This window comes from Streptomyces sp. M2CJ-2 (genome assembly GCF_016757295.1).
Classification (GTDB): domain Bacteria; phylum Actinomycetota; class Actinomycetes; order Streptomycetales; family Streptomycetaceae; genus Streptomyces.
In genome coordinates this window covers 1-5,109 of record NZ_JAESIF010000156.1, presented here as the reverse complement: position 1 = coordinate 5,109, position 5,109 = coordinate 1, and the positions used below count along the sequence as shown (strand labels likewise).

Below are 5,109 nucleotides of genomic sequence, written 5' to 3'. Positions count from 1 at the left end.
GCGGCGACCGCGTCGACGCCGGGGCGGACGTACCGCTCCAGGGAACGGACGGAGGCGGGGCGGGAGCGGGCCGGCCGGCGACCGGCTCCAGGACCCCCACCGCGGAATTGTCTGATCAGCAGCGCCCCTGATCCCTTCGGGCGACTCCGCTCCACAGCCTGCGTGCCTGATCAGTGGGGTGCTCGTTGTTCCCGACAGGATGACAGGCATGGGCCGATGGGTGTACGAGTTCACGGGTTGCCCCGACTCGGGGGACTGCCAGCAGATCGCGGATGATGACGAGCCGGGCGATGTGGTGCTGCGTGAACGCCCGAGCGGTCTGGGCATCGTGGACGGGTACGTACGGGAGAGCGTCGACGACCTGATGAGGGTGGCCCGCTTCCGGTGGGTGGCCGGCGGAGACCCGGCCACGGTGGCGCCGGCGGTGCTGCAGGTGTCCGGGCGGCGCTGTCACGTTGTTGGGCGGGTGAGTGTCTGACGGCGTCGTCGGGGCGTGGTGGGCTTGCGACCCGGGCCCGGGGTCACGCCGTGGTGGCCCGGCCGGCAGCGCCGGTGACCTGCTCCCAGACGACGAAGCGGAAGGTCATCTCGGCGCGGTAGTCGGCGGCGGTCATCCGGTGTCGGCGGGGCCGGAAGCGGGGTGAGATGCCGCCGAAGGCGGACAGGAATCTTTGTGCGGCGCCGGCGGAGCAAAAGCCCTGCATCGCCCGTTCGCGCTGCCTCGTCGGCTGGTGGCTGTTCTCGGCCCGGTGGTTCAGGCCCTTGTGCGAGCGGTGCTCGACCGAGGGCATCAGCTCCCGGTGGGCGGTGCCGTAGGAGCGGAGCTTGTCGGTGACCATGACCCTGGGCACCCGCTGCTGCTTCCTCATGAGCCTGGCCAGGAACCGCTTGGCGGCCTTCGCGTCCCGCTTGGACTGCAGCAGGATGTCCAGCACGGTGCCGTCCTGGGCGACGGCCCGCCACAGGTACGTCAGCTCACCGTTGATCTTGACGAACACTTCGTCGAGATGTCACGTGTCGCCGGGCCGGGGCCGGCGGCGGCGCAGTCCGGCGGCACAGGCCTGGCCGAACGTGGCGCACCAGCGGCTGCACGGTCTCGTGGGAGACGAGGACGCCGCGCTGGAGCATCAGTTCCTCGACCTCGCGGAAGCCGAGCGGGAAGCGGACGCACAGCCACACGCAGTGCGCGATGACCTCAGCCGGGTAGCGGTGGCCCTTGTAGGACGGCGGCGTCGACGGCACGAACGAACCCTTCCCGGAACGATCACTCCAAGATCATCCCACGCCCCAGCCAACGTGACAGCGCCCCGACTGGTCCATCTCGCCCAGGGCCCCGACCAGATTCTCCGCGACATCGTCGTAGGAGTCCTGCTGGAACAGAGCCAGAGCAAGCACGAAGTAGACCATGAACTGGCCTGACAGGGGGCGGGGCTTGGCATCCCGCCGACCACACGCGGTCAGCACCTCGTCCACCAGCTCAGGAACGATCCACTCGGTGAGCAACCCGAGCCGAACCTCATCGGATAACCCGATCCATGGATGCATGTCCGGTCAACGAACCAACACACCGGCGGTCACCGTGCCGGGGAGAGGAACTACCTGTACCTCTCAAGCAACGGTATTGGCCGTTGTCGACGAGGTAGCGCACCGCGTCGATCATCTGCCGGTGGCAGTAGCCCTCCGGCCGCCCGCCCCGGCCCGCCAGCCATGCCGGCACCGGCAGCAGGTCCCGCACCCGTGCCCACTCGGCATCGCTCATGTCCGAGGCGTACCGGGGCCGGCGCTCCGGCCGGTCGGTCGCGTTGCCGAACCGATGGGCGAGGCAGTCACACCCAGGAGTGGACGAACTGGACTCGGCGACTGCGACCACGCGACACTTCGACACCAGGGCCTCTTGCTTCTCGCTGGATTCGACAACCGCGAGCTACCAAGAGGCCCTTCCTTCATGCCTCCGCACCGGCCGACTCACCCGAACCAGGCCCCTGTTCGAATCGGACCGACCACACGGACGGATAGAGAACAGCCAGTCAGACAACCTAAACAGCGGGAAGGCCATCGGCGTAGGCCGCAGGTACATGTACCTGGCTGAGATCACCGATCGCTACCAGCGCTGCGACACTCGGCGGATCCTCGAGCGAATCCACCAGCGCGGGACAACCCCCGCACGCCCAGACTTCACCGGCGAGGTCTACGACCCGCGTTCCGAGCGGGGGTGGGGAGCCCGTCCCTCGGCCGCCCCAGATGCGGGAGGCAAGCCGAGCTGGGGCTGGTGGCGTGCGGTGCGTGAGACCGGCCCGCGGCCTCTGTACCGGATGCCCGACCCGTATGCGGGCGAGGGCGAGCCGCCCGTCGACTGCGCCCCGCCGCCGTGGCCCGGTCCTCGGGGCCGGGCTCGGCGCCGGCACCGCACGCCCGCGCCAGCGGTCCCTCGATCCAGTCGGCGAACAGCGCCAGGTCGTCTAGGGACAGCGCGGGGCGGGCCCGCACGTCCTCGACACAGACGCACTGCTCGGACACCGTCGCGAGCGCCTCGACCGACGCCCCGTCGGCGAAGGCCAGCCGCACATGCAACCAGCGCGTCACGCGCTCGCCCTCCCGCGCCTCCCACGCGGGCCACACGGACACCGCACCGTCCGCCGGAGAACGATCGGAAAGATGAAGAAAGGATGCCTCAAGCGCACACGCAACGTAAGCGTGCGGTCACTTTCCAGGCGAGCGAACACGCACCCCTCGTGGCGGACGGCACCCTGTCAGCGGAGCACCGGTGGTGCGATGCTGGAGACATCAGCGATCTCCTGTCGGTCCGTGGGGTGAGGAGTTCCGCCGTGCTGCGTGTCGCCGTCGTAGGTTCCGGACCGAGCGGGTGCTACACCGCACAGAGTCTGGTCCAGCAGGACGCCCAGGTGCGCGTCGACGTCCTGGACCGGCTGCCGTGCCCGTACGGGCTGGTCCGCTACGGCGTGGCACCGGACCACGAGAAGATCAAGTCGCTGCAGAACAACCTCCGCGCGGTCCTGGAGCACGAGCGGGTGCGCTTCCTCGGCGGGGTGGCGGTCGGCCCCTCAGGGGTGTCGGTCGCCCGGCTGCGGGAGTTGTACCACGCGGTGGTGTACTGCGTGGGCGCCGCCACCGACCGGCGGCTGGGCATCCCCGGTGAGGACCTGCCGGGGAGCTGGTCGGCGACCGAGTTCGTGTCCTGGTACAGCGCCCACCCGGACTCCCCCGGGCAGGGAGGCACCCCCACCGACGACGGGTTCCTGCGCGGGGTCGGGTCGGCCGTGGTCATCGGCGTGGGGAACGTCGCCGTGGACGTCACACGAATGCTGGCCCGGGGGGTGCCGGAGCTGAGCCCGACCGATGTGCCGCACGCCGCCCTGACCGCGCTCGGGGCGAGCCGAGTGACGGACATCGCCATGGTGGGCCGGCGCGGTCCGTCCCAGGCCCGCTTCACCACCAAGGAACTGCGCGAGCTGGGCACCCTGCCGAACACCGGGATCGCCGTGGACCGGGCCGAGTTGGCGCAGGATCCGGCCTACGCCGATCCCTCCGGGCTGCCCGCCCCGCAGCGCCGCAACGTGGAGGTGCTGCGTGGCTGGTCCGAGACCCCCGTACCGAGTTCCCGGCGGCGGATCCGGCTGCGTTTCTTCCTCCGCCCGGTCGAACTGCTCGCCCGGGACGGCCGCGTGGGCGCGGTGCGCTTCGAGCGGACGGTGCCGGACGGGCACGGTGGCGTGACGGGCACGGGTGCGTACGAGGACATCGAGGCGCAACTGGTGCTGCGTTCGGTGGGGTACCGCGGAGTGGCGCTGGAGGGTCTGCCGTTCGACGCCTCGGGCGGCACGGTGCCGCATCTGGCCGGGCGGGTGCTGCGGGAGGGTGCCGTGGCGCCGGGCGAGTACGTGGCGGGCTGGATCAAGCGGGGCCCGACGGGTGTCATCGGTACGAACCGGCCGTGCGCCAAGGAGACGGTGGCCTCCCTGCTGGCGGACACGGCCGCGCTGGTCCGCCGTGACGTGCCCGGGGATCCGCTGGTGGCGCTGCGTACCGAGGGGATCGAGCCGGTCGAGTGGGCCGGGTGGCGGGCGATCGAACGGGCCGAGGCGGAACTCGGCGCCTCGCTGGACCGGAACGTGGTCAAGCTGCCCGACTGGGCCTCGCTGCTCGATGCGGCGCGGAGGACGGGAGCGTAGCGGCTCGGCGGGCGCCGCCACCTGGCCGACCCCCAACGACGGCCAGGGCTCGCGGCCCCCGCGGAACATCCCGATTGTCCGGGACAGCGACAAGCCGCCGTCTCAGGTACCGCCCACGAACGCACTCACGCATCCGCCGCCGACGACCTGATCCCACTGAGCCTCCGCCAACCTGAAGCCGCAGGTCAAAGGGCTGGTGTGACCGGCTCTCGCGGTGCTCACGCTACTCGTGGGCGGGAGTCCATGGAGAAGATCGTCTGACAGAGGTCGGGATTGTCTCCGAAACGGAGGCCAGTCCGGGGCGGCGCTCTGGCCTGTGCACCTGGGCTGGAAGGCGCAGTCCGTCCTGCTGGCCAGCGCATGACATCCTGGCCCAGTGCTCCTGAACGATCTCGCCAGCAGTGTCGACCTCCGCCCAGTGCGCTATCAGTTCGCCACGGTCCGGGGCGACTCGTACGACGACAACTGGCTGGTCATTGATGGCACGGTGATGACTCCTGAGGGAAGCTGGTCCTTCGCCGATCCGTGTTTGCTCACCGGTGAGGCCCACCAGGTGTCCGCGTGGCTGCGCGCGGTGGCCGCGGGGACGGTGGCCGTCACCGAACCTGATGCCGCAGGTGAGCTGTCGCCGGACACGTGGTTCATCGAACCGGTCGTGGCTTTCAGCCTCGGCGATCGAAGCGAGGGCGGGACCGCGGTGATTCGCGTTCATCTGTCCTTGGAGGCGGCACCCCCGTGGCAACAGGGTGATGACGGGGCTGACATCTACCAGTACGTCGTGGAGGTCGGGATGAACGCCGCGGCGCTGCTTCACGCGGCTGACCAGTGGGACCTCTCTCTGGCTGGTGTTGTCAGGTTGAGCGAGTGCTCGAGGGTGTGAGCCGGTTCGGCGCGTTTCGGCTTCGGTGGTGACAGCGGC

6 protein-coding genes and 1 pseudogene are annotated in these 5,109 nt (G+C 70.2%); 3 read left to right on the top strand and 4 right to left on the bottom strand.

Annotated features, from left to right (window positions below; genetic code table 11):
* Positions 1-208 precede the first annotated feature (208 nt).
* Positions 209-478 carry a hypothetical protein gene (locus JL475_RS37980; RefSeq protein WP_202282765.1) on the top strand — a complete coding sequence of 90 codons (270 nt, stop codon included), beginning with the start codon at positions 209-211 and terminating at the stop codon, positions 476-478.
* A 43-nt stretch (positions 479-521) separates the two neighbouring features.
* Here JL475_RS37980 and JL475_RS37975 read toward each other — a convergent pair.
* From JL475_RS37975 to JL475_RS40945, 4 genes and pseudogenes are all read right to left on the bottom strand, one after another.
* Positions 522-1,242: pseudogene (locus JL475_RS37975) on the bottom strand (IS6 family transposase).
* A gap of 33 nt (positions 1,243-1,275) precedes the next feature.
* Positions 1,276-1,503: a transposase domain-containing protein gene (locus JL475_RS37970; protein WP_202282764.1), complete on the bottom strand. Its 228-nt coding sequence runs from the start codon at positions 1,501-1,503 to the stop codon at positions 1,276-1,278.
* A 13-nt stretch (positions 1,504-1,516) separates the two neighbouring features.
* The gene (locus tag JL475_RS41830; RefSeq protein WP_368860257.1) at positions 1,517-1,759 is read right to left on the bottom strand and encodes a transposase; all 243 of its coding nucleotides are present in this window, start codon (positions 1,757-1,759) and stop codon (positions 1,517-1,519) included.
* 416 nt (positions 1,760-2,175) lie between these two features.
* Positions 2,176-2,625, bottom strand: a complete 450-nt coding sequence (locus JL475_RS40945) for a DUF6214 family protein (protein WP_307825321.1) — start codon at positions 2,623-2,625, stop codon at positions 2,176-2,178.
* A 200-nt stretch (positions 2,626-2,825) separates the two neighbouring features.
* Here JL475_RS40945 and JL475_RS37965 point away from each other — a divergent pair, with 200 nt between their 5' ends.
* Both JL475_RS37965 and JL475_RS37960 read left to right on the top strand, forming a co-directional pair.
* Positions 2,826-4,190, top strand: coding sequence for an FAD-dependent oxidoreductase (locus tag JL475_RS37965; RefSeq protein ID WP_202282763.1), 1,365 nt, complete (start codon positions 2,826-2,828; stop codon positions 4,188-4,190).
* Between the two features lie 376 nt (positions 4,191-4,566).
* Positions 4,567-5,070, top strand: coding sequence for a hypothetical protein (locus JL475_RS37960; RefSeq protein WP_202282762.1), 504 nt, complete (start codon positions 4,567-4,569; stop codon positions 5,068-5,070).
* The last annotated feature ends 39 nt before the right edge of the window (positions 5,071-5,109 follow it).

Coding starts and splice junctions, on each gene's coding strand:
- JL475_RS41830 (WP_368860257.1), bottom strand. CDS start 1,759: ATGAGCGATGCCGAGTGGGCACGGGTGCGGGACCTGCTGCCGGTGCCG.
- JL475_RS37980 (WP_202282765.1), top strand. CDS start 209: ATGGGCCGATGGGTGTACGAGTTCACGGGTTGCCCCGACTCGGGGGAC.